24 protein-coding genes are annotated in these 24,519 nt (G+C 56.6%); 14 read left to right on the top strand and 10 right to left on the bottom strand.

Annotated elements, in window-relative coordinates:
* Positions 1–62: 62 nt before the first annotated feature.
* Entirely contained in the window at positions 63–1,412 is a 1,350-nt protein-coding gene (locus GXX82_01080) for an MATE family efflux transporter (GenBank protein ID NLT21620.1), read from the top strand.
* Here GXX82_01080 and GXX82_01075 read toward each other — a convergent pair.
* Positions 1,409–1,993, bottom strand: a complete 585-nt coding sequence (locus GXX82_01075; GenBank protein ID NLT21619.1) for a hypothetical protein — start codon at positions 1,991–1,993, stop codon at positions 1,409–1,411. The two genes, GXX82_01080 and GXX82_01075, sit on opposite strands and share 4 nt — an antisense overlap.
* A 69-nt stretch (positions 1,994–2,062) precedes the next feature.
* On the opposite strand from GXX82_01075, the gene thrC reads away from it, so the two are divergent.
* From thrC to lon, 8 genes are all read left to right on the top strand, one after another.
* Positions 2,063–3,520 carry a threonine synthase gene (thrC, locus tag GXX82_01070; protein NLT21618.1) on the top strand — a complete coding sequence of 486 codons (1,458 nt, stop codon included), beginning with the start codon at positions 2,063–2,065 and terminating at the stop codon, positions 3,518–3,520.
* A 25-nt stretch (positions 3,521–3,545) separates the two neighbouring features.
* Entirely contained in the window at positions 3,546–3,866 is a 321-nt protein-coding gene (locus GXX82_01065; protein NLT21617.1) for a rhodanese-like domain-containing protein, read from the top strand.
* A 215-nt stretch (positions 3,867–4,081) separates the two neighbouring features.
* Positions 4,082–4,516, top strand: a complete 435-nt coding sequence (locus tag GXX82_01060; protein ID NLT21616.1) for a transcriptional repressor — start codon at positions 4,082–4,084, stop codon at positions 4,514–4,516.
* The gene (locus GXX82_01055) at positions 4,513–5,478 is read left to right on the top strand and encodes a zinc ABC transporter solute-binding protein (protein NLT21615.1); all 966 of its coding nucleotides are present in this window, start codon (positions 4,513–4,515) and stop codon (positions 5,476–5,478) included. Before GXX82_01060 ends, GXX82_01055 begins: the two co-directional genes overlap by 4 nt.
* Entirely contained in the window at positions 5,475–6,230 is a 756-nt protein-coding gene (locus GXX82_01050) for a metal ABC transporter ATP-binding protein (GenBank protein NLT21614.1), read from the top strand. Before GXX82_01055 ends, GXX82_01050 begins: the two co-directional genes overlap by 4 nt.
* A 108-nt stretch (positions 6,231–6,338) precedes the next feature.
* A complete protein-coding gene (locus tag GXX82_01045; GenBank protein NLT21613.1) occupies positions 6,339–7,181 on the top strand; it encodes a metal ABC transporter permease in 843 nt (280 codons plus the stop codon).
* Between the two features lie 151 nt (positions 7,182–7,332).
* Positions 7,333–9,252 (top strand): molecular chaperone DnaK, encoded by a 1,920-nt coding sequence (gene dnaK / locus GXX82_01040; protein NLT21612.1) that lies wholly within the window; start codon positions 7,333–7,335, stop codon positions 9,250–9,252.
* Positions 9,253–9,261: 9 nt separating this feature from the next.
* Positions 9,262–11,616 carry an endopeptidase La gene (gene lon, locus GXX82_01035; GenBank protein NLT21611.1) on the top strand — a complete coding sequence of 785 codons (2,355 nt, stop codon included), beginning with the start codon at positions 9,262–9,264 and terminating at the stop codon, positions 11,614–11,616.
* A gap of 206 nt (positions 11,617–11,822) precedes the next feature.
* On the opposite strand, the gene budA is transcribed toward lon, so the two are convergent.
* Genes budA through GXX82_01020 form a run of 3 tightly spaced genes read right to left on the bottom strand, consistent with a single transcriptional unit; the run spans position 11,823 to position 13,282 of the window.
* Positions 11,823–12,596, bottom strand: a complete 774-nt coding sequence (gene budA / locus GXX82_01030; GenBank protein NLT21610.1) for an acetolactate decarboxylase — start codon at positions 12,594–12,596, stop codon at positions 11,823–11,825.
* A 15-nt stretch (positions 12,597–12,611) separates the two neighbouring features.
* Positions 12,612–12,947, bottom strand: a complete 336-nt coding sequence (locus GXX82_01025) for a hypothetical protein (protein ID NLT21609.1) — start codon at positions 12,945–12,947, stop codon at positions 12,612–12,614.
* Complete coding sequence (locus GXX82_01020) at positions 12,944–13,282, bottom strand: hypothetical protein (GenBank protein ID NLT21608.1); 339 nt, start codon at positions 13,280–13,282, stop codon at positions 12,944–12,946. Before GXX82_01020 ends, GXX82_01025 begins: the two co-directional genes overlap by 4 nt.
* 203 nt (positions 13,283–13,485) lie before the next feature.
* Between GXX82_01020 and GXX82_01015 the strand changes: the two genes are divergently transcribed.
* The 3 genes from GXX82_01015 (at position 13,486) to GXX82_01005 (ending at position 16,338) form a co-directional block, all read left to right on the top strand.
* Positions 13,486–14,070: a thioredoxin domain-containing protein gene (locus tag GXX82_01015; protein ID NLT21607.1), complete on the top strand. Its 585-nt coding sequence runs from the start codon at positions 13,486–13,488 to the stop codon at positions 14,068–14,070.
* Positions 14,071–14,085: 15 nt separating this feature from the next.
* Complete coding sequence (locus GXX82_01010) at positions 14,086–14,526, top strand: CoA-binding protein (protein NLT21606.1); 441 nt, start codon at positions 14,086–14,088, stop codon at positions 14,524–14,526.
* 66 nt (positions 14,527–14,592) lie between these two features.
* On the top strand, positions 14,593–16,338 hold the full coding sequence (locus GXX82_01005) for an adenine deaminase (protein NLT21605.1): 1,746 nt from the start codon (positions 14,593–14,595) through the stop codon (positions 16,336–16,338).
* A gap of 37 nt (positions 16,339–16,375) precedes the next feature.
* Here the strand turns inward: GXX82_01005 and GXX82_01000 are convergent, their stop codons facing one another.
* Together GXX82_01000 and GXX82_00995 are read right to left on the bottom strand one after the other, a co-directional pair.
* Entirely contained in the window at positions 16,376–16,723 is a 348-nt protein-coding gene (locus tag GXX82_01000) for a hypothetical protein (protein ID NLT21604.1), read from the bottom strand.
* Positions 16,724–16,757: 34 nt separating this feature from the next.
* Positions 16,758–17,267: a hypothetical protein gene (locus tag GXX82_00995; GenBank protein ID NLT21603.1), complete on the bottom strand. Its 510-nt coding sequence runs from the start codon at positions 17,265–17,267 to the stop codon at positions 16,758–16,760.
* Positions 17,268–17,622: 355 nt separating this feature from the next.
* Between GXX82_00995 and GXX82_00990 the strand changes: the two genes are divergently transcribed.
* Entirely contained in the window at positions 17,623–18,825 is a 1,203-nt protein-coding gene (locus GXX82_00990; protein ID NLT21602.1) for a tyrosine-type recombinase/integrase, read from the top strand.
* Positions 18,826–18,924: 99 nt separating this feature from the next.
* Positions 18,925–19,194 (top strand): hypothetical protein, encoded by a 270-nt coding sequence (locus GXX82_00985; protein ID NLT21601.1) that lies wholly within the window; start codon positions 18,925–18,927, stop codon positions 19,192–19,194.
* A gap of 3 nt (positions 19,195–19,197) precedes the next feature.
* On the opposite strand, the gene GXX82_00980 is transcribed toward GXX82_00985, so the two are convergent.
* The 4 genes from GXX82_00980 to GXX82_00965 all read right to left on the bottom strand — a co-directional run.
* The gene (locus GXX82_00980) at positions 19,198–20,280 is read right to left on the bottom strand and encodes a ParB/RepB/Spo0J family partition protein (GenBank protein ID NLT21600.1); all 1,083 of its coding nucleotides are present in this window, start codon (positions 20,278–20,280) and stop codon (positions 19,198–19,200) included.
* A 349-nt stretch (positions 20,281–20,629) separates the two neighbouring features.
* Positions 20,630–21,385, bottom strand: coding sequence for a hypothetical protein (locus tag GXX82_00975; protein ID NLT21599.1), 756 nt, complete (start codon positions 21,383–21,385; stop codon positions 20,630–20,632).
* On the bottom strand, positions 21,370–22,248 hold the full coding sequence (locus GXX82_00970; GenBank protein ID NLT21598.1) for a DUF488 family protein: 879 nt from the start codon (positions 22,246–22,248) through the stop codon (positions 21,370–21,372). Before GXX82_00970 ends, GXX82_00975 begins: the two co-directional genes overlap by 16 nt.
* Positions 22,249–22,359: 111 nt before the next feature.
* Positions 22,360–24,519 (bottom strand): DNA methyltransferase (locus GXX82_00965; protein ID NLT21597.1); only part of this gene is annotated, 2,160 nt, incomplete at its 5' end.

Here is a 24,519-nt window from a genome sequence, read left to right as displayed (position 1 = left end):
CCCTCTCCAGTGAGGGTGGCACCGACCTTTTTCGCCGGAACCCGGATCGCGCTGATCAGAGTATGAACCTGACAAAGGTTTTTCAGGAAAAAGGGGTCCGCGACCTCCTCTCCGAAAGCTGGTCGGTGAGCGCCCCCATGACGCTCATCATGGTTTTCGAATTCCTCATCGGGATCACGGACATCTATGTCGCCGGCAAGGTCGGCAAAGAGATACAGGCGACATACGGCTTCGTCATCCAGCTCTACTTCGTCTTTATTATCATCGCCAACGCCCTGACGACGGGAACGGTATCGGTCCTCTCCCGGCTCTTCAGCTCAGGCGACAGGAAAGAGCTCGGAAGGGCCATCTTCTCCGTCCTTGTCGTCGCTGCGGCCGCGGGCCTCATCTTTGGTATCCTGGGCATCGTCCTCACACCCAGGCTCATCGCCATCGTGAGCATTCCGACCAGTCTCAAGCCGCTGGGGTCACCGCTCGGGCAGATATACGCCGCGGGCCTCATCTTTCATTACATGCTCATCAATACGAACGGCGTGCTGCGCTCCTGCAAGAGTGTGCGCCTTTCCCTGACAACGATGGCGACAGTCTGCGTCTCCAACATATGCCTCAATTTTTTCCTCGTCTTCGGCACACCTCTCGGTTACACCGGGATTGCGCTGGCCACGGTCTTGAGCACCTTCGCGGGATGCATCATGAACCTGCGTCATCTGCGTTCCTTCGTGCCATCGTCAGCGATGGCGTTCGCGGCGGGACGTATCAGGGAGGTGGCAGGGATCGCCTGGCCCTTTGGCCTCAGCCAGGCGCTCTGGCAGCTACATTCCATGGTCCTTTACCTGATACTGAGTTCCCTGCCTCGACACAGCATAGAGACCCTCGCGGCATTCTCGGCGGGGCTGAGGATCGAATCGGCCGCATTCCTCCCCGCGATAGCATTTCACATGGCGAACGCGGTCATCACGGGCAACCTGCTGGGAGAAAAGAAACCCGCCACAGCCTTTCGAGCCGGCCTCGTCACCGCCCTGATGGGCGTCGGCCTCGTCGTCCTCCTCGCCGTCGGGGTGGTCATTGCAGCGCCCGGGCTCGCGTCCCTCATGTCGGACAACACCATCGTCATGGGAGAGACGATGACGTATCTCTATATCAACATGCTCGGCGAGCCTTTCATGGCACTGTGGGTCATACTCGCGGGGGCCTTGAGCGGAGCGGGAGACACGAGGAGCATGATGTTCATCATCGCCGCCTGCACGTGGCTCGTCAGGGTTCCCCTGTGTTATCTCTTCGTTGTTGTCTGGGGATTCGAGGCGCACGCGGTGTGGTGGACCATGAACCTGTCGCAGGCCCTCGCCGCCGCACTCATGCTCAAAAGATATGTGGGAAAGAAGTGGCTCCCGGGGCCTCCGGGCAATCCCTAGAAGTTCGTCTTGAAGCGAAAACGCCAGCCGTCGTCGCGGGATTCGAGGCCTCTGTCCTCCCTGCGCTCCAGAACGAGGCCGCGACCGACCATCACTTCGCTCGATTCCGAAACCTTCATGCCAAGACCCACGTCGGCCTTGTGCTCCTTCCTCGGCTCCGGGGTCGCGTTCTTCTTCTTATCGAGCTCCTCTACCCTTTCAACGGCAATGCGGGCCCCGTCATTCACAGAAGGGTTCTGCCGGTTGTCCTCTTCACAGGCCCTGTCCTCGAGCACTTCGAGGGTGTAGACGGTGGAACCCGTTCCGTTCGGCCCCGAAGGCCCGACGGGCTTCAGCCGGATATGGTTCGTCTTTTCCGGCTTGACCTCCTTCGTCACAACCCGGTAGCCCGTCCCGTCGAACTGAAGGAAACCATGGGGATTCCTTACGACCGACGCCCTGGGGAGAGGGTCGGAGGCAACGACCGCTTTCTCCTGGGTCCGGGGTTCCCCCACGGGCATGGGATCGGATATGGCAACGCCGGCGGTCAGGAACAGAAAGAATGCGGGAAGGATCATCCCGCGGAGCAGGTAGGGTCTCATGAAGACCATCGTATGACAATTATAAAGGAAGTTGAAAAAAAAGCAAACTTTTTGTATGCTTAACCTGCCATGGGCGAGATCGTGTACTACAGCACCAACAACCCGGCGGAACGCGTCAATTTCGAGACCGCGCTCCTTACGGGGATGGCGTCGAACTACGGGTTGTATATGATGGCCCGGAAGGACATCCCCGTCCTGTCCCGGGAACGCATAGAGGCCATGAAGGGCATGACCTACGCCGGGATAGCCTACGAGGTGCTCGAACCTTTCCTCGGGCATGAGGTGCCCCCGGCACGGTTGAGATCGCTCCTCGACGACGCCTACGATACCAGGAGGATCCCCACCGCGGTGCAGAAGGTCACGGGGAGGACCCACATAATATGGCTCACCCGGGGACCGACCTACTCCTTCAAGGATTACGCCGCCAGGTTCTTCGGCAGGATGCTCAACCACTTCCTCGGCGAGAGGGGATTGAGAAGGGTCGTCATCGTGGCCACGAGCGGAGACACCGGAGGGGCCGTGGCGGACGCCCTTCTCGGCCTCGACAACATCGACAACATCGTCTTCTATCCGAAGGGATCCATCAGCGAAGGACAGCGGCGCCAGATGACCACCCTTCGCGGCAACGTCCACGCCTTTGAAGTGAACGGCGATTTCGATGTCTGCCAGGCACTCGCCAAGAACATCCTCGGCGACACGTCCTTCGCCCTCGAACTCTTCGGCGACGGGGAGCGTTTCACCTCGGCAAATTCGATCAGTGTGGGCAGGCTCCTTCCCCAGGCAGTCTACCCGTTTTACGCCTATTCGCAGATGGAGACCTCTTCGGAGCCCTTCATCGCCAGCATCCCCTCCGGCAATTTCGGCAACATGATGGGGACCGTCCTGGCGAGACAGATGGGGCTTCCCGTCCAAACGATCATATGCGGTGTCAACGAGAATACCGAGTTTCCCGATTTCCTCGCCTCCGGGACCTACACCGTGCGGCCTTCCATCAAATCCCCGTCATCGGCCATGATCGTCTCCCATCCGAGCAACCTGGCGCGCCTCATCGATTTCTATGGCGGCCATATGTACGACGAAAGAGACCCGTCGACGGGAAACGTGACGAGACCGGGCATGATCGACCGCATGCCCGATATGCAGGCCATGCGGAGGGACATCGTTTCCCTCGGGATCAGCAATCCCCGTCATTTTGAAACGATGAAGGACGTCCACGAGCGCTACCGCATCATCCTCGACCCCCATGGTGCCGTGGGCTGGGCCGCCCTGGAGGAATACCTCCGCGGAAAGCATGACCGGCCGGCGGTGATCTATGAGACGGCCGATCCCGGAAAGTTCCCCGACGATGTGCACAGGGCCATAGGGGTGGTCCCCGAAGTGCCTCCGGGCATGAAGGAACAGGCAGGCCTTCCCGAGCGCATTTACAGTATCGGCGCGGAACCGGAACACACGCCCGCGGGACTCAAGCTTTCACCGGCACAGGTCAGCGAGGCGAAGGAAAAGGTCCGAAAGATATACAACCCGTGAATCACAACGTTCCCTTGAGCAACCTATGACCAGTCGCCATTTGCCCGCCGCCTTGAGACATGCCCTGCCCCTTCTCGCCCTCCTGGCGTTCAACCTCTCGTTTCTTATGCCGGCCGGTTGTTTCCTCGTCGACAGCATCGGAGACATCGACATCAGGAAACTTGAAGGATTGATGGAAACGGAGAAGAGACTTCTTATCGTCGATAACCGGACCACCCTCGAATACGCGTCGGGTCATATTCCCGGCGCCCTGCACATTCCCCAGGAGGAATTCTACAGGCTGGCGTCCCTTCTCCCCCCTGAAAAGGACACCCCCATCGTTTTCTATTGCAGGGGGTACGGCTGAGCCCCCAGCTTCACGGCCGCGGTCGCGGCACGGAACGCGGGATACACCAACGTCATGACCTTTCTGGCCGGATATCGCGCATGGGTGAAAAGGGGCAACCCCGTGGAACGGTAGACGCTCCGGACCCTACCCTGGCAGTGTTTCCCGCACTGTGGCATTGACATCCTCCTCTCTTTCACATAGAATAAACGAAAATGATTTCTATTTAGATTGTCATGATGGATCACAACCATATTCTCAAGGAACTCAAACTCAAGGCAACGCCAAAGAGGCTCGCCATCCTCGATATCCTGCGCAACGCCTCGATCTACCTCAGCCCCGACGAGGTGTGGGCAAGAATGAAGGAGCGTTTTCGCGCCATCGGGCTTCCCACGGTCTATCGCAACCTGGAGGAACTGGCGGGCCGCGGCATCATCTCCAAGGTTATTCATCCGGACCGGAAGCTCTATTACTTCTTCTGCGGTAACAGGGAACACCACCATCATTTCGTCTGCACCTCCTGCAGGAAAGTGGACGATCTCAATTTCTGCGCATTCGGGGAGATCGAGAAAGAGGTCTCGCGGACCCTGAATGCAACCGTATCATCGCACATCATGCAGGTCTTCGGGATCTGCAGCGACTGCTCGGCTGGCAGAGGAGAGGAACAATGAAAACGCTGCGGCCGGCCATATTCGTTCTTCTGGCGGCGCTCCTCGTCACAGCCGTTTCCTGCGGACCGGACCGGAAGGATGTCTCCGACAGCCCCGGGAAGATCACCGTCGTCACCACCCTCTTTCCCCTCTACGATCTCACGAGGGCGATAGCCGGCGACAGGGCCACGGTGACCCTCATCCTGCCGCCGGGGGTGGAGGCCCACACCTTTGAACCGAAACCGGGCGATATGGCGCGTGTCGATTCCGCGCAGCTTTTCGTGTACACCGGCAGGTATATGGAACCCTGGTCGGAAGAATTGCTCAAAGGAGTCGCCAACAAGACCCTTATCACCGTCGACGCGAGCCGGGGCATCAGGCTGATGAAGAGCGGTGGCGAGCACCATACAGGCGGTGGAAAGGAGCATGGCCACGGGCACCACGACCATGGCGCCTACGACCCGCACATCTGGATGGATCTCGGGAATGCCATGACAATGGTCGACACGATCACGGAGGGTCTGTGCGCTGCCGACCCCCGGGGAAGTGATCTTTTCCGCAAGAACGCAACGGATTACAAAGAACGGCTTTCCAGGCTCGACGGAAAGTTCCGGGAAGCCCTGGGGACATGCAGGAAGAAGACCCTCATCCACGGCGGCCACTTCGCCTTCGGCTATCTCGCGCACAGGTACGGCCTCGAATACGTAAGCGCCTACGAAGGGTCTCCGAATGCCGAACCGACGGCGAGAAAGATCATCGCCCTCAAGAAGAAAATGGATGAGAACGGTATCCGTTACGTCTATTTCGAAGAACTGATCAATCCGAAGGTGTCGGAGCTTCTCGCCAGGGAGACGGGGGCAACGCTCCTTTATCTCCACGGAGCCCACAACCTGACGAAGGACGAGTTCGAGAAGGGTGCGACGTTCATCTCTCTCATGGAGAACAACCTCGAGAATCTCAGGAAAGGTCTTGAATGCAGATGACGCGCGTGGTGACGACGGAGAACCTGTCCTTCCGGTTCAACGGCGTCGAGATACTGAGCGATATCACCTTCACCCTCGAAAAAGGGGAATTTCTGGGAATCGTCGGGCCGAACGGCTCCGGCAAGACCACCCTTATCCGCCTGCTGCTCGGCCTGATCAGACCGACAGGAGGCACGATCACGCTCTTCGGACAGAGTGCCGATGTCTTCAGGGAATGGAGGAAGATCGGATATCTTCCCCAGAAGATATCAGCTTTCAATCCCCACTTTCCTGCCACGGTGGAAGAGATCGTCGCGCTGGGACTGCTGGCCGGCAAGAGTTTCCCGAGGAGGGTCGCACGGGGGGACAGGAGATCCATCGACGAAGCCATGGCACTCGTGGATATCACGTCCATCAGGAACAAACTCATAGGAGAGCTCTCAGGAGGCCAGCAGCAGCGCGTGCTCATAGCGAAGGCGCTGGTGGCCGGGCCCGAGCTCCTCATTCTCGACGAGCCGACGACCGCCCTCGATCCCGAGGGCAGGGAAAGGTTCTTTGCGACCCTCAAGGGTCTCAACAGGGACAGGAAGGTGACGATCATCATGATAACCCACGACATAGGCACCATCGGCCTGCACGCCTCGAAACTCCTCTATCTGGACAAAAGTCTCATCTTTTTTGGTGGTTTCGATGATTTCTGCCTCTCGACGGACATGACGGACTACTTCGGCGAGCACTCCCAGCATATGATCTGTCACAGGCATGACACGTGATGATGATTGACCAATCACCAATGACCACGAGCCAAACTGTCGCCGGATGTGTCTGGGCGGGCGCGCCATACCTTATTCCGTCTTCTCATTCATTGCCCGGAGGGGCCGTTGGACTTCCTTGACCTTTTCAGCCATGGGTTCATCCAGCGGGCCCTGCTTGCGGGCTCCTTCATAGCCGCGCTCTGTTCGGCGCTGGGGACGTTTCTCGTCCTGCGCAGGCTTTCACTCATAGGCGACGGGCTCGCCCACGTCACCTTCGGAGGTGTCGCCGTGGGACTCCTCTTCCAGGCCTATCCTTTCTATGTGGCGGTCCCGATCGTGGCGGCAAGCGCCCTCGGGATCCTCAAGCTCATCGACAAGGCCCGTCTTTACGGTGACGCCGCCATCGGCATCGTCTCCTCCCTCGGGATAGCCGGGGGTATCCTCATCGCGAGCGTGGCGGGCGGCTTCAACATCGATCTCTTCAGCTATCTCTTCGGCAACATCCTGGCCATAAGCTACGCGGAGGTGTGGACCTCAGTCCTGCTGTGCCTGTGCCTCATCATCGTCATCACCCTTTCCTACCAGGAACTCCTGGCCATCACCTTCGACGAGGAATCGGCCAGGACATCGGGCATACGCACGGACCGCATCAACCGCATCCTCGTCCTTCTGACAGCCCTCACCGTCGTCCTTGCCATGAGGGTCGTGGGGATCATGCTCGTTTCGGCACTGCTCATCATCCCCGCCGTGACGGCGCTGCAGTTCGCCAGGGGTTTCAGAGCGACGATCATGATCTCCTGTTTCACCGGCATCCTCTCCGTGCTGGCTGGTATCACCATCTCCTTTGTCCTCGACCTGCCCGCGGGGGCCACCATAGTCCTCGTCAATTTTGCCCTCTTTCTGCTGTCCTTCACCTGTGCCCGCCTCAGGGCCCGGAATGCCTCCCGCCGGCCTCCGGACACGGCCTGAACCGCCGGCCATCACCCTTCGCGTCTCTTACCGATAACTCTCCGTATTTTCAAACGGATAGCCTCAAAAAAAGATTCTGTCCCAACGTTGACAACGTCAGGCTGCAACATTATATTAGCCTAGACGCGAAAAACTTCAGGAGGAGATGAAAATGGCAAGAAAAGTGATAGGTATAGACCTGGGCACCACCAATTCGGTCGTTGCGGTCATGGAAGGAGGCGAGCCGAAGGTCATCATAAATGAAGAGGGAAGCAGGCTTACACCGAGCGTGGTCGCGTTCACGAAGGACGGCGAGGTGCTCGTCGGGCAGACGGCCAAAAGACAGGCCATCACAAACCCCGAAAACACCATATTTTCGATAAAGAGGTTCGTGGGAAGACGGTTCAACGAGGTGCAGGAAGAGATCAAGACGGTTCCCTACAAGGTGGTTGGAGACCAGGAAGGCAACGTCCGTGTCGATGTCCGGGGCAAGCAGTACACCCCCCAGGAGATATCGGCCTTCGTGCTCCAAAAGCTGCGGAAATCAGCCGAGGCGTACCTCGGCCAGCAGATCGACGACGCGGTCATAACCGTGCCGGCCTATTTCAACGACTCGCAGCGGCAGGCCACGAAGGACGCCGGAAGGATAGCGGGACTCAACGTCCTTCGCATCATCAACGAACCGACGGCCTCCGCCCTGGCATACGGGCTTGACAAGAAAAAGGATGAGACAATTGCCGTTTACGACTTTGGCGGCGGCACCTTCGACATATCCATCCTCGAGGTCGGCGACAACGTCGTCGAGGTCAAATCGACCAACGGCGACACCCACCTTGGCGGCGACGATATCGACCAGCGTGTGATAGACTGGATCGTCTCCGAATTCAGAAAAGATCAGGGCATAGATCTCTCAAAGGACAGGATGGCCCTGCAAAGGCTGAAGGAGGCGGCGGAGCGCGCAAAGGTGGAGCTTTCCGCGACGGTGGAGACGGAGATCAATCTCCCCTTCATCACCGCTGACGCCTCGGGCCCGAAACACCTCAACATGAAGCTCAGGAGGGCGGAACTGGAGAAGCTCGCCGACGATCTCTTCCAGAGGAGCATAGAACCCTGTCGGCGCGCTCTTGACGATGCAAAGATCCCGACGAACAAGATCGACGAGGTCGTCCTCGTCGGCGGTTCCACCAGGATCCCCAGGGTCCAGGAGATCGTGAAGGAATTCTTCGGCAAGGAACCGCACCGGGGTGTGAACCCCGATGAGGTCGTCGCCCTTGGCGCGGCCGTCCAGGCAGGCGTTCTCGCCGGCGAAGTGAAGGACGTCCTGCTTCTCGACGTCACGCCGCTGTCACTGGGTATCGAGACACTTGGCGGGGTGATGACGAAGATAATCGAGCGCAACACCACCATCCCGACAAAGAAGAGCCAGGTGTTCACCACAGCCGAGGACAGCCAGACGAGCGTCGAGATCCATGTCCTTCAGGGAGAGAGGGAGATGGCCAGGGACAACAGGACACTGGGGAGGTTCCACCTCATCGGCCTGCCGCCGGCGCCGAGGGGTATACCCCAGATAGAGGTCACGTTCGATATAGACGCCAACGGCATACTCCACGTATCGGCAAAGGATACGGCGACGGGAAAGGAACAGAGCATACAGATCACCGCTTCCACGGGCCTCTCCGAAGACGATATCCAGAAGATGGTCCACGATTCGGAGACCCATGCCGAGGAAGACCGGAAGAGAAAACAGGAGATCGAGCAGCGTAACCAGCTCGACAATATCATATACACGACCGAGAAAACGCTCAACGAGAACAAGGACAAGCTCTCCGCCGAGGACATCAGGGCCGTCGAGGACCTGTTGAACCCCGCGAAGGAAGCCATCAAGAGCGGCGATGCCGAGAGGATAAAAAAAGCGGCGGAAGACCTCACCAGAGCCTCCCATCATCTTGCGGAGACACTCTACAAGAAAACGTCGCAGGCAACGTCGCAGGGCGCTCCGGGACAGGATGGCGGCCCGCAGGCTGAGGCCCAGCAGGGCGGCAGAAGGGATGACGACGTCGTGGACGCGGAATTTGAGGATGTCAAGCGATAGGGGGAATTAATGGTAATCGGCTTAAAGAACGACAAAAGCATAAAAGACAGGATGTTCATACCGGCGGAACTGCCCGTTCTGCCGCTGAGGGGTACGGTGGCGTACCCCGATCTTGTCATGCCCCTCATCGTGGGGCGCGAGAAATCGATACGCCTCGTCGATGAAGCGATGAGCAAGGACAAGATGATAGCCATCATAACGCAGAAGAATCCCGATATCGAGGACCCGGGCCCGGAAGACCTCTATACCGTCGGGACCGTGGCCACCATCATGAAGATGGTCAAGATGGTCGACGGCAGCCAGAGGGTCGTGATCCAGGGCCTGTGCAGGTGCAAGGTGATAGAGTTCACCGAGGCGGATCCCAACATCAAGGCAAACATCCTCCCTGTCTTCGAGGACTACCAGAAGGACATCGAGATAGATGCCATGTACATCAACCTCAAGAACCTCTACCGCAAGGCCATCGAAATGGCCCCGTACCTTTCATCGGAACTTGCCCAGATAGCGTCGAAGGTGGAGAACCCGGGCAACCTGGCCGACCTCATCGCCTCGACGATAAACATATCGGTCATCGAAAAGCAGGAGATCCTGGAAAAGATAGACCTCAAGGAGCGGCTGAAGAAGGCGACGATCTACCTCAACAGGGAAGTGGAAACGCTGGAGCTCAGCAGCAAGATCCAGTCACACGTGAAGGAAGGCATCGACAAGACCCAGCGCGAGTACTACCTCAGGGAACAGCTCAAGGCCATCCAGAAGGAGCTTGGCGAAAGCGACGACAAGATAAACGAGGTCGATGAGCTCAAGAAGAAGATAAAAGAAGCCAAAATGCCCGATGAGGTGCGCAAGGTGGCGGATAAAGAGCTCGACAGGCTCTCGAAGATGAGCAGCATGTCCGCGGAATACACCGTCGCGCGGACATACCTCGACTGGCTGACGGAGTTGCCCTGGTCAAAGGCAACAGAGGACAACCTCGACATAGACGGGGCAACGAAGATACTTGACGAAGACCACTACGACCTCGAGAAGGTCAAGAAGAGGATCCTCGAGTACCTTGCTGTGAGAAAGCTCAAGGCCGACATGAAGGGACCCATTCTGTGCTTCGTCGGTCCTCCCGGCGTCGGCAAGACGTCGCTGGGCAAATCGATCGCCAGGGCCCTGGGCCGCAAGTTCATGAGGATATCCCTCGGAGGCATAAGGGACGAGGCCGAGATACGGGGACACAGGCGCACCTACGTGGGAGCCCTTCCCGGCCGGATCGTGCAGGGCATCAAGAAAGCCGGGTCCAACAACCCCATATTCATGCTCGATGAGGTCGACAAGATCGGAACGGACTTCAGGGGCGACCCTTCGAGCGCCCTGCTCGAGGTCCTCGACCCGGAACAGAACTTCTCCTTCAGCGACCACTACCTGGAAGTCCCCTTCGACCTCTCCAAGGTCATGTTCATCGCTACGGCGAACATGCTCGATCCCATACCGCCGGCACTGAAGGACAGGATGGAGGTCCTGGAGCTTCCCGGCTATACCGAGGAAGAAAAGCTCATGATAGCACGGCAGTTCCTTATCCCCAAGGAACGCTCCGAGCACGGTCTCTCCGAAGACCACATCGAGTTTGAAGAGGAGGCCCTGAAGGTCGTCATACGTTCCTACACCCGCGAATCGGGTGTCCGTAACCTGGAAAGGGAGATAGCCGCCATTTGCCGGGCCGTCGCCAAAGACGTGGCACAGGGCAAGACGGAGAAACAGACCATCACCGCAGAGAGCATCCACACCTTCCTCGGTCCCATCAAGTTCTTCTCCGAGGTGGCGGAACGCACAAAGTATTCAGGGGTGGCCACGGGCCTCGCCTGGACACCGACGGGAGGGGACATACTCTTCATCGAATCCACGAAGATGCGCGGCAAGGGCGCCCTGTCGTTGACAGGCCAGCTCGGCGACGTCATGAAGGAATCGGCACAGGCCGCGCTCAGCTACATCAGGAGCAAGTACGGCGACTACGAGATACCCGAGGACTTCTTCGAAAAGAACGACCTTCACGTTCACGTTCCCCAGGGGGCGATCCCCAAGGACGGCCCCTCGGCGGGCATCACCATGCTCGTTTCCCTTGTCTCGCTCCTCACGGACAAGCCCGTCCGCAACGATGTGGCCATGACGGGGGAGATCACCCTGCGCGGCCTCGTACTGCCCGTGGGCGGTATAAAGCAGAAGGTCCTCGCGGCACGGCGGGCCGGGATACGGAACATCGTCCTGCCCAAGCTCAACGAGAAGGACCTCGAGGAGGTTCCGGAAAGCATCAAGAACGGCATGGACTTCAAGTTCATCGAAAAGATGGACGAAGCGATAGACATCTGCCTGGCAAGCAAGTAAGGGTCGCAGGTCTCAGGTCTCAGGTCTCAGGTCTCAGGTCTCAAGACAGGAATAACAGAAAAGGGGCAAGCTCAACAGCTTGCCCCTTCGTAATTGGAGTTCTTAGTATGTTCCCTTCTTGTAACCTCCCGACGACGTCTCAGAAGCTGGGTCCGGGTCTTTTTGCGCCTGTGACCCGGAACCTGAGACCTGAGACATTTCTTTTCTCACTTTTCCACCGCCTTGAGCTCAGTGGTCCTGTCGGGTTCCAGGTTGGCTTTATCGAAAGCGGCGTCATCGGGGAGGATGAGGGAGAATTCCCGGGAGTCGTCGATCTCCATCGTCGCATTGTCGACGACAAAGTCAAGGACGTGGCCTCCCCTCTTTCCATCGGCACGGAGGAAGTGCAGGTGGTAGCCGGGCACGTTGACGCCCTTCACGAAGGAAGGACACCAGAATCCCGCCATTGTCCCGGTGACATCGGCAAAATCGAAGACCGGCTGCGCCTTGACTATCTCCGTGAGCGGCCGGTATGGCTTCTGCTGTGCCGGAACGCTGCGGGTCTTCACCATTCTGAATTTCCCTGTTATCCTGACGGCGTAGAAGCTGTTCCGCGTCGGGAAATTCCTCTGCGTCTCTGCAGCAAAGACTTTGAAGTCCGTTCCCGGCGCGAGGGGCACCGTCCTGTCCGCCGTGAAGAAGGTCACTGCCGCGAAAGGGGTCCTCGTATCCGGACCGGGTCTTCTGACATCGCCCGTGCTTGTGACCTGGTAGAAGACACCGTCGAGAAGGACCATCTCCCCGTCGAGCGCGGCAAACGTTCCGAGGCCGAAATCACCCTTCCCGCGCAATTCACCCAGTGTGGTCGGACCGTCATACACGCCCGTCATAAGGGCGTCTATCGTCGACACCTGCGTGATGGTGTCCTCTCCGGCAAAAACCGGGATCGCCGCCAGGAGCAGGCAGCCCGCGACAAGCAACAACTTGAAGGAACATTTCATCGCTCCACCCTCTCGTCACGGCGCCAGCTGCACCTGGTCGCCGAACCTCTTTCCCAGTGCCTCAATAAGCCCATCCACCTTCTCCTGGGATTCGAACTCCACCATCAGCTCACCGCCATCCCCGACGACAAGCCGTCCGAAGGGTCTGACCGCCTCGGAGACGTCCTCGGGCGCAACGGTCCACCAGCCCCGGGTCCGTCCCAGGAGCTCCTCCCCTTTCAGCTTCCGGGGGGTCACAAGGTCTATGGTGCGAAACCAGGCCGTCCAACCTATCTGTGCGGGCTCCCGCATGACGGGGGCCACCGGGTCATGGTAGATCCTGCACCTGCCGAAAAGACGAAGACGGATCACGTGAGCACCTCGTCCACGAGTCTCTTCAATCTGTCATTGCCCGGCAGAGACGCGGGAGGGACCTCGACCCCCTTCATGGACAATGCCCGTGCCAGGCAGAAGATATACATCGCCGCGGCAGAGTCGTCTCCCGTTTCCACGCCGCGCCGCATCGCCGCTACCCATGACCTTTCGAACAACGCCAGGGCGACTTCGCGAAACCGGCGAAGCCGGGGATCGACAGGCGAAACCCCGACGGTCCGCAGAAACTCTTTCTGCGCCCTCTCGATCGCGGCGAACACCGTACGCATGTAACGTACCTGGGAATCCCGTCCCCAGGTGTCGTCATCGGTCATCTCTCCTCCCCTTCAAGGCCGCGACGCCCTCTCCCGGCACGCGGGCACAGGATATGGCGACAACGTTCGCGGCAACTGCAATACAATAATAGAACCCTCCGCGGGTGTCAACCGTAAAGCTCCTTACCGGGCGGCCCTGACCGGGCACCCCCCGAGCTTTTTCTCTTTACAAGGGGGCAACCGCTGGACCATACTTTAAGACCATGAAGAAGGTCTCATTCGCCATGGCGGTCTTTCTCGCGTTCCTGTGCATCGGCTCCTTTGTGTGGCCCCGAGCCGCCGCCGGCGCCGGGTCCACGGATATGTTCCTCCTCGCCTTCGGCAAGGGAAAGACCGAAATCAAGCTCTATTCCGACTATTTCTGCGGGGCCTGCAAGAACCTCGAACCCAACGTCGAATACCTGATTTCCGATCTCGTGGCGAGAGATGTCGTCACCATCACCTTCGTTGACACCCCCATGCACAGACTGTCCACCCTCTACGCACGCTATTTCCTCTACATCCTCAACGCGAAGAAGGAGATACGCCACGCCCTCAAGGCGAGAAGGGCCCTCTTCGAGGCGGCACAAAAAAATATCTCCGACAGCGGGAAGCTGGAGGATTTCCTCGCCTCGAAAGGCTTGAAGTGGAAACCTTTCGACGTGGCGCCCGTCTTCTCCGTTCTCCAGGGATACCTTCGCAGCGACACCATAAACGCCACTCCGACGGCCGTCACCCTTCGGGACGGTGCGAGAAAAGTCCACCAGGGTGTTCCGAACATAACACGAATGCTTGAAGGACTGAAATAGACCCCGGAGCGAGCCATGAACGAAAGAGATGAGGAGAAGAAAAGGCTTCTTGAAACAGCGCGGGTGATAGCAGTGGTCGGTCTTTCACCTGATACAACCAAGGCAAGCAACATTGTCGCGCAATACTTGATGACCCACGGCTACCGGGTGATACCCGTTAACCCGGAATACACGGAGATACTGGGACAGAGGTCCTATCCCTCCCTCACGAGCGTGCCCGAAAGGATAGATATAGTCGACGTCTTCCGAAAGGCCGGCGATGCCCTGCCTGTCGTGGAGGAAGCTGTGACTCTCGCCCCGAAGGCGATCTGGCTGCAGCTTGGCATCGTGAACGACGAAGCCGCGAGGATCGCCCGGGACAGGGGAATCACCTTTTTAATGGACCTCTGCATCAAGCAGGAACATGCAAGGCTCATCGGGAAAGAAAAGAAGCGAGGGCCCTTAGGGGCCTCCTGACACACCTCACGGCAACCGGCGACCGGACAGCGAGGGTTTGATGAAAGATCCCCGGGGAAAACTGCGGTGAAGAGAACGCTTTCACAACACACAGGGTCTCACGAAGAAGGGGCCGACCTTTTTCTCAAGGGCGGGACCATACTCAACGTCTATTCCGGGGAACTGCTCGAAGGCAACATTGCCGTCCGCGGCGAAAGGATCGTCTACGTGGGTCCTTCGGAACACCATGTCGGAAAGGACACGAGAGTCCTCGAGCTTGTGGGCAAGACGATAACCCCTGGATACATTGAACCCCATTTCCATCCCTGGGATGTGTACAATCCCGTGTCCGTCGGTGAAGAAGCCTGCAGGCGGGGAACAACCACCGTCTTCTGCGACGACCTTGTGTTCTACATGGAAATGGGCCCGGTGCTTTTCCAGGAATTCATGGGTGCCTTCTCGGACATGCCCATCAAGTACTACTGGTCATTGCGGACAGCGCCCCAATCCCCCATGCGGAACGAGAAGGAAATCTTCTCCGTGGAGAACCTCCTTACCGTCCTCGAAGACCCCCGGGTCCAGTCCATCGGTGAGATCACGCGATGGATGGAACTGATAGAGGGCACCTCCCGGATACCCCCCGTGATAGCGAGGACGAAGGAGCTGAAGAAAAGAGTGGACGGCCACACGGCAGGCGCCAGGTACGACAAGCTCAACCGCCTTGCCCTGGCGGGAATAGAATCCTGTCACGAAAGCATCAACGGCCAGAACGTTCTCGACAGGCTGAGACTCGGATTTTACGTCATGCTCCGCGAAAGCTCCCTGAGGCAGGACCTCAGTCTCCTTCTCAAGACCGTCGCCAGGGAGCGCGTCCTGACGGACCGCCTTCTTCTCACCACAGACGGCTCCATGCCCGAGTACTATCACAGGCAGGGTGTCACGGACCACCTGATACGGATAGCACTCAAGGAAGGGATCGATCCCGTGAGCGCTTACCGGATGGCAACGATCAACCCCGCCGTCTACTTCGGGTTCGACCACAGGATCGGAGGGATAGCCCCGGGACGGGACGCCGACATGGTGATCCTCAAGGATATCCATGAGCCCACCCCGGAGACCGTTATTTCCCGCGGCAGGATCGTCGCGCGAGAAGGCACGCTCATCCAGTCCTTCCCGGCAATGGACTGGGAAAGGTATTTTCCGAAGGCCACATTCTCCCGGCGGGAATGGAGGGCCCGGGAGGAGCTCTTCCGGATCCCTGCCACCGGCGGGACCTCCACGGCCTTTCCCGTCATTCAGCTCGTGAACCCTGCCATCACCCGGACCCGCTGGGTCGAGTTTCCTGTCCGCGACGGTTATCTCGACTTCGATACCTCACGGTTTCTCCTGGTTGCGACGATCGGGAGGGACGGGGACTGGATAACGACGGGGCTCCTGGAAGGTTTCGGGAACGGGATCGAGGCGCTGGTGTCCTCTTACAACACGGCGGCCCAGATCCTTGTCGTGGGGAAGAACGCCCGGGCAATGAGCGCCGCCGTGAACAGGGTCCTCGAGATGAAGGGAGGCATCGTGATATTCGACGGGAACGGCCCCTGCTTTGAGCTGGCCCTGCCGATCGGTGGCGTCATGTCCGACAAGGCCTTGCCCGAACTCGCCGAAAAAGAGAGAGAATTGCAGTCCATCCTTTTCTCAAAGGGATACCCCCACCATGACCCCATGTACACATTGGTGTTCCTGCCCAATGACTTTCTTCCCGAGGTGAGGGTCAATTATCGGGGCATCCTGGACGTCAAGAACGACAGGGTCCTCTGGCCGAGGACGGACCTCATCTGAGGTGGACGGCCGGCCTTCGGCCCGGCGGGTCAAAACATCATTTTTTGTAGAGGTACTTCCTGAAGCACTCTTCCCTGGCCTCTCTGAGAAACCTGTCCAACCGCTCACTGGAGTGTCTCGGCAACCCGCAGTCCTTCGGCTTCCCATATGCCCGACACGTGCGGTCCCAGTCGGAGACATGCGCTGCCAGGGCCTCTGCCCGGCACTGTTCGTAGTCCTTTCTGTCCCTGGCCTTCTGGAGCCCGGCTTCCTGCCTTTCCCTGGTCGCCCTGTCCCGTTCGGCCCTCTTCTCGGAAGGCAGAAAGATCACGAAATAATAGAAAAGTGAGAACGCCACCGCCAGGGCACAGATGACGACGATCGCCCTCACCACCCTGTCCATCATCCCCGCTCCTTGCCCGAAGGCCTGCGCGCTTGAGCTATTTTGTCTTGGAGATCAGGTACGCCGCGTAACCTTCCTCGGTCTGCCACGCGTTCGACACATTCTTCGGCAACTGCCCGTTATGGTGCTTGAGCAGTTCCTGCTTCAGGTTCTCGTAATCCTTCTCTAGCTTGCGTATCCTCTCCTCCGCATCGACCTTCCTGCCCCTTGCCGCCTCCTCCTGCTCCCTGGCCTGACGCGTCGAGCTTTCCTGGTCCACTATATCGGCCATGCTCATGCCTTTCGGCGTTTTCACAGGATTGCTGTACTTGTAGACCTCGCGGTGGGCAGCCACAAGCTCCGAATTGATACTCCTTTGCTTCTTCAGGTACTGCGTCGTCGCCTCATCGAACCCGCCGCCGGCCGCCGGTGCGCTCCCTCCCGGGACCGCGGTCGAGCCCGACGCCGTTCCCGCCGGTTTCTTCTCCGCGCTGTCAGCCGCGGACAGAGCCCCTGCAAATCCGATCAACAGACAAAAAACGACAAACACCCGCAATACGTTCTTCATTGTTCTCTCCTCAGACAAAAAGGCCATCGCCCGTAATCCTTACTGACATTACAAATATCATTCAATAGACGATTTGTAAATTAAAGATTTGTAGAGCCGGACGCTCGACGGCAGTGATCCGGTCGATGCGGTCGACCGCGCTTTGAAGGATGCCGCAGGCCCCGGGGATGTTACTGGCGCGCCCGCCGCGATTTGAACGCGGGGCCTTTGGCTCCGGAGGCCAGTTCCGTGCATAAAGCTACATTTGTCGATGTTTGTATGAGTAAATCCATTGACGTATTAAACGTAATGATATAAACTACTTGAAGTAGCCTGTTGCCCCCATATCGACTGATGAGAAAGGATGAGTTGGTCTATGTCTGTATCGAAAAATCCATCAAAGGGTAGCGCTGAGGGTAGCACGGAAATGAGCAAAACTGACGAAAGCAACGAAACCTCCAGGGAAAAGAATAAGCGAAAAGCAACCCAATATCAAGGGGTGTATGAGCGGAAAGCTGTCCGCGCCCGCAAATCCGACGGGACCCCGATAATGGACATCTGCTACGACATCACGTATAAGCTGGGCGGGAAGAAGAAATGGGAGAAGGTCGGGTGGAAGTCCCGCGGTGTGGACGCCAAGCTTGCATATCTCGTCCGCGCGGAAAAACTCCGCGGCATCGCTGTGGGCACGATCCTTCCTGAGACAGTCAAGCCTTCCTCACCTGCCTTCGGGTCCGTGGCTAAGACATACCTCGACAACCTCAAGGCAGCCGGAAAGAGCGGATACGCTGCTGACCAGTCCAGGTATGACCGCCACCTCAAGGTCTTTCTGGGGAAAAAAGGCCTCGACCAGGTCGGCCCCCGTACCATGAGGGATCTCCGGAACCGTCTGCACCAGTCAGGCATGGCTCCGCAGACGGTGAAACACGTCCTGGCGCTTGTGAGACGCATCGTCAACAGCGCAATCCACGAAAAGGTCTGGACTGGCCCTAATCCTGTCGGCAAGGGCCTGATCCCGAAGGTCAGCAACACCCGACTCCGCTTCCTGTCACAGGCAGAGTCGCAGGCCCTGATACAGGCCTGCAACAAGCGGCTCCGACCCATAGTCATAACGGCGTTGAGCACGGGCATGCGGCGAGGAGAGATCCTCTCTCTGACCTGGAAGCAGGTCGACCTTGAGCACGGCTTCATATTCCTCGAGAGGACGAAAAGCGGGAAGCGTCGGGAAATACCAATCAGTTCCGTACTGAGGGAAACTCTCACCGTCCTTCCCCGCGATCCTGAGATCCCGTGGGTGTTCTATAACCTGCGTACCAAGAAACCATTGCAGGATGTGAAAGGCTCCTTCGCCTCAGCTTTGAAGGCAGCGGAAATATCTGACTTCCACTTTCATGACCTGCGGCATACCTTTGCATCCCACCTTGTGATGGGCGGAACCCCCCTCGCTACGGTCTCTCAGCTCCTGGGACACTCAGACATATCCATGACAATGAGATACGCGCATCTCTCACCTTCGCACCAAGCCGCCGCTGTTGAGTCACTTGGGTTCCTGTTCGGAAAAGAGGAGAAAGAGGAATAGGCCTCTGAGACGTTTTCTGAAGGGTGGGTGCTACACGACTATTCATCATGGCCCGAAATGCGCTCAGATCCAAAGCCTGGCGGTTTCCCGGTGCCTCATTTGGCATCCACCAGCAGTCCGAGGCCGAGGCCGGCTCGGTTCCAGTTCAAAGTCCACCGGCCCTTGACAGGCGGTCCTGTTTTCGCTGCAGAGAGGACCGGTGCAGGTATCCTGGCTTTTGTCGGCGCGATAAAGAAGGCCTTCACGGACTTTATACGGGAACAGACATTCGCCATCAGGAACGAAAAGGAAGTGTTCTACGAGGCTTTCGAGAGAGATTTTTCCGAAGAGACCTTCGAGTATTGCCTCATGCGGGGTACCGGTTGCTGACGGCTAGGATTTCATCTTGACCGCGAGGATCTCCGTCAGCTGCAGGAGAAAGTCCTTTGTTTCCTCGACGAGCTTCTGGACGTGTTCGACAGACATCTGCTCCTGATACTTGTCGACATCCTTCTTGATCATTACCATGCGCTTCCCGAAAAAGGCTACGTCCCCTCCCCTCTTCCGCTTCTCTTGCGGCGCTGTTTGCCGGGCCGGCTCCTCTTCCTTCGCATCCTTTGCTGGTTTCCCGAAAACTTCGCGGATCCCGTTCGCGGTCATCTCTTCAGAAAGTGCCAGGTCGAGGACCTCGTCAAACTTCTCATGGTCGATATTCTCGACAAAAACCTGTGCCTGTGATTTGTTCAGTCTGCCGTTCCTTACCGCTTCGATCGCGTTCTCGGGCAGGGTCAGTACGGACTCCAATCGGCGGATGTAAGTTGTTGATTTTCCAGCCAATTGGCGAATAGCCTCCAAAACAGGCAATTTGCCTGTTTGGACTTTGTCGCGGTTGGTTTCGGATGTTATAAGGTCACTGATCATACGTTGCGGTGCAATCGTATCATCCTCCATCGCCAGACGGTAATACTCCAAGTACCCATGGGCTTCTTCCACCGGGTTCAGGTCTTCCCGCAGAAGGTTTTCTTCAAGCTGGATGGTCAGCTTCTCGAGTTCGGAGATATTATCGTTTGTGATCCTGGCCGGGATGTGCAGCTTGCCTGCCCTCTTCGAAGCTTCCAGGCGTCTCTCGCCGGCTATAAGCTCATAGTGGAGGGCATCTCCCTCCCTTACGGGTTTCACGATGATCGGCGTGTCAACGCCGCGGCTCCTTACTGCCTCCGTCAACGCATCAATATCACCCGCTTCGATCGCTTCCCTGGAGCGCACCTGTTTCTTGACGAGGATCTTCTTAACAGGGATGTAGGAATACTCGGGGCGAGGGTCTATGATGGGCACCATGCCGTCCTTTAACTCGGAATAGGTCCCGATCGGTTCGGTTGCGTCAGTTGGCGGTAAGTTCCGCGATTCCTCCCTCTTCTTGAGCATCTCCTGGAAGCGCAGCTCCCGTTTATCTGGTTTTTTTGTTTGGTGGGTCATATGTCTCTCCGCTTTCTATCCTTTTGTGAATCTCTTCCGCGAGGCTTGCCAGTTCAGTGTCCGACTTCGATCCGGGGTAATTGTCCTTGACGATCCCGCCAATAGTTGCGAGGTCGCCTACATTAATCCTGCAAGCGATGGACTCTCTGTCATTGCTCCGTGAATCGTCTCGCAATATTGCCCCGGAATGAACTCAGAACACAAGCCTGGCGATTTCCCGGCACCTCAGGGAAAGACCCCAGGAGGCCTGCGCTGCTTTCGACACGGGTAATTTTAGAAGTTTTTATTAAAAGGGGCGCCAGCATTCTTTCTGATAGCTAAAAACATCAACAGAACGAAAGCCTTGCAATTACTTCTTGAAATAGAGTGCACCCAAAATAACCCATGTTGCATGTTCCAATACAGTTCCTACATAAAAATAAGTATCTCTCTTTTTGTCACAAATTAAATCAAGAAACCTTTGCTTCACTTTCTCACAAGCGGTTTTCTCATCTCCGTATTTATCGCGCATTTTTCGATACAGTTCCCCAATTTCCCAGTCCTCTATCATCATCTTATGTCCTTTACAACCAGGCTCTTCGCATTTGAATTGATAAGAGAACTTATAAGGGATCTTTTCAAGAGGTCTTTTATCGTAACCGAACAGTTTCATCTGTTTTATGATACTTTCAGCCTTCGGCGCCCACCTTCTCGCGGTCTCTTCTATCAAAAAGCTTTCAATAGAGAGAGGCTTAACGATTCCAAGAGATATTTCCTTTTGATCCGAGTCTTTCAAGGCACACATGGTTCCGAGCGGTTTTGCGAGGACATGTTTTCGCCGTTCAATCCAGTTACGCCTTGAAGGAACTATCGCGCCTGGAGTTATGTCGCTTACCGGTCGGTAACTCTCTGGGCGAGGGTCTTTTATATTCTTCTCGACATCTACCTCAATCCATTGGTACTTTTTATACCACTGTTCATAGGACTTGCTCCGATAATCGATAGGATATAACCGGATGAATGTACCGTCTTCAAGAACGCCGGCTGTGCATACTACTTCTTCGTACTTCGTTGATGGTAGAGGATAGGTCTTGACTGTGATGAGTAATTTTATTCTTTCCGCCATCGATTACCAACATGCTCATAATGATACACTGGCAATGATGTTTTGACGGAGATGTTTTGAGCTAATATTTTTCTGTGACATGTGTTAGGATTCTGCTCAAAGCAAAGCAGGAGAGAGCCTTTTTCGATACACAATCCTTTAACGGCATCAATATCTTTTGAGGCGTTTAACAGAATCGTTTCTTCATAGACTGTCCATAATTCCTTGCCGTCACCGTTTTTTCTTATTGAGGATGGTATCCCCAAGGCGGGGAAGTGGTAATATTCAACGTCAATCTCATGACACTTTTCTTTCAACTGGCTGCTTGAAAAACCGTACTTTCTGGAAAAAGGGTTATTACGAACATCAATCACCCTTCCGATGCCTCTCGATAGCAAAACATTCAAGAATGTATCGATGGAGAGGCCCTCGTAGCCGAGTGTATATACACCACGAGGGGTCACGTTGATGCTCTCATGTGTCGCCTCAGAGAGCAAGCTTCTTGAGGCATACCACGGATATTCACCATAAACATATTCAAGGAGCTCTTCTTCCGGCATAACTCCGTACTGTTCCAGTATACTTACCACCGATCGACTTTCACCTGACGGCAGCTTTTCTATCACCTTCTTTTTGTCGACGTATTGAACATTTTTACCAACGAATGTGATCATTCCCGCAGTTTGCATATCAGACAAGTCCTTATACAACTGGAAGGAAAAAGGGCCGTATTTATGCGGGAAAAAGTCATAAAAACTGACGTTGGAATCAAAGTCTTTTTCATGGCGCAACAAAAAAAGCCACTTAACCAGTTGAATTCTTGATGCAAGGCTCTTCGGGGCTCGCCTTAACAGTTCAATTATAACTCGTTGCCGCCAGAACATTTTCCCTTCCTTTTTTCTACTTTATTTAGAAAGGGCTGTTAATGTCAATAAAAAACAAAGGAATCGTCATAGCTTGACCTTCGAAAAGGTCAGATCGAAAAGATAGCTAAGTCACTCCTCCCATATTCCCATCTGATTCCCGTTGCCCCGGGGTACCTTGGGCCCTTTCCGCAATTCCTCCGGAACCCCCGGAAGCTCGCTCGCCTCGAAGAGCTCGCTGTCGAGAACTGCCTCCAGTATCTCCTCCTGCTCCGGGTAACCTTCCAGGGTCTTCTCGAGAACCCACAGGAGCTCGAGGAACTCCCTGGTGAATTCATGTGTCCATACCTCTGGGTGGATGTTATCCAGAGGAGATGATTTCTTTCCCTTCCGTTCCCTCATCCTGTAGCCCAGCCAGGACTGGACGACCTTGAAACCTGATACCTCGAATTCCCATATCGCCTTTGAGACCGGAGCGAACCTGCCATCGCCAACGGTCACGGTCTGCGTATCTTCATCGTAACCGTATCCATTCGGATACTCGTCCCTCCTGTCTGATACCGCCACAGAGCATCTCGCGGATCCCGTCGGGATCTTCCCCCGGGGACGTTCCTTCGAATAGAGACGCTCCCCGTACGTGTGCAACCAGATCAGGGACTTGCCGAACTCGGCGGCCTTGGAGAACAGCGCCCTGTCCTTCGTGATCGGAACGCGGATCTCGCGGTTGACGAGTTCCTCCGCAAAGCGGTCCGTGTATCCGGGATGCGCAAGGAGACAGTACACATATGCCGCCAAGTCTTCGGGGGTCACAGACCCTAGGGCTTCGAGGAGGCCCGGGGTAATGTTGGGCTTCGTGGCATGGTTGTCAAGGAAGAGAGGCATTACATCCGCCCCTCCGTATGAACCCCTAAAATGATGTTTGTCCGGGATTTCCGAGCAACATATTACGGCCTGCCCAGATCCGAGAGGATGATTAAACAGGCTGTTAAGATATATTTGTTCTTTGCCGTGAGCATACCAAAGTGCTGGCCTCAGGAAATCCCCCAGCCGATTATCCGGGATGACCCACTGTCTATCGAATGAACGGTAGGCATATCTGATCGGCAGTATCAGGTCGTTCTCACAAGCGTCGACAAGGGGAGGCAATTCCTTACCAGTGCCGCTTATATCGAAACACTTGTCCGTTATCTTCCTGTCGCGCGTTTCCTTAAATAGCGTCTCTTTGTCCTGTGACGAAACGAATGTCTTCCATCTCAGTGTAAGAGTGGCCGTGTCCGGGGCAACTGGCCAAGTACGATAGAACCCTACGCCAGGTTGTTGCCAAGGAAATATATCGGTAATCTTCGGCCACTTGTTGAAATCGCCAGTAGTTGCAGGTCGAAAGGGGGCTTGCCATTGATTCGGGGCTGTCTCCCATTTCAGGTCCATCGCGATCCGCACTTTTTTCAACGTCGTTAGCTTTTTATCTCGTGTGCCTTCAATCCTTGTATATCGTACGATGGCCGGGGTATCGTCATCCTTCACCTTCTTTCTCCAGGCGACAAAAATCGCGACGGGGGTCTGAATGGCGAACACGTTCTCTTCCTTCCTGGTTCCCCTGCCCTCTCCTCCCAGGTCTATGATATCGATATGGTCACAAATCCGGCGCATATGCTCACGCATACCCGAGAACGCATCGCCGTCAATGTAACTCGAAGCAGTGATGAACGAGATAACGCCGGGACCGACGGCCGTTTTGTGCTCGAACACTTTCCATAGGGACCATCGAATGAAATAAACATAAAGATTATACAAATTCCGCAGTTGGATGCCAAGTCCTGCTTCCCTTGCCGGCCGCAGGAAGTCCTCCAGGATGGGTTTATCCTCCTCGCCACCGTATCTGACCCACCCTCCTGTCGTCTCCCTGTTGCTGCCGTCCTTCTCGGCCGATTCGTGCCGGCCATAGGGGGGGTTTCCGAGGCATACCAGTACATGCTGGGCATCCTTCACTTTCAATGCACGCTCATGTTCCTGGGCGATGGGTTTGTGAAAGAGCGGAGGAACGGGCGGCTTCACATGCGGTGATTCGAGGGTGTTTGTGAGGTAGATACCCGTGCCGGCGTCAGGGAGCGCGACCTTGTGCTTGGTCAATGCCTGCGAGAAACGCAGCTGCGCGACCGCATACGGCCCGACCATCCATTCAAAACCATGAAGATTGTGGAGGAGGGAACGGGCTCCCCCCTTTACCGCTCCGGGGCCCTCCTCTTCTTCCACCCGTCCCAGGGCATGCTCGATGATCGTGAGCAGGTACGT

The sequence above is a fragment of the Syntrophorhabdus sp. genome (genome assembly GCA_012719415.1).
Lineage (GTDB): Bacteria > Desulfobacterota > Syntrophorhabdia > Syntrophorhabdales > Syntrophorhabdaceae > Delta-02.
The sequence above is the reverse complement of the archived record's forward strand: the minus strand, read 5'-3'. Positions and strand labels throughout refer to the sequence as shown.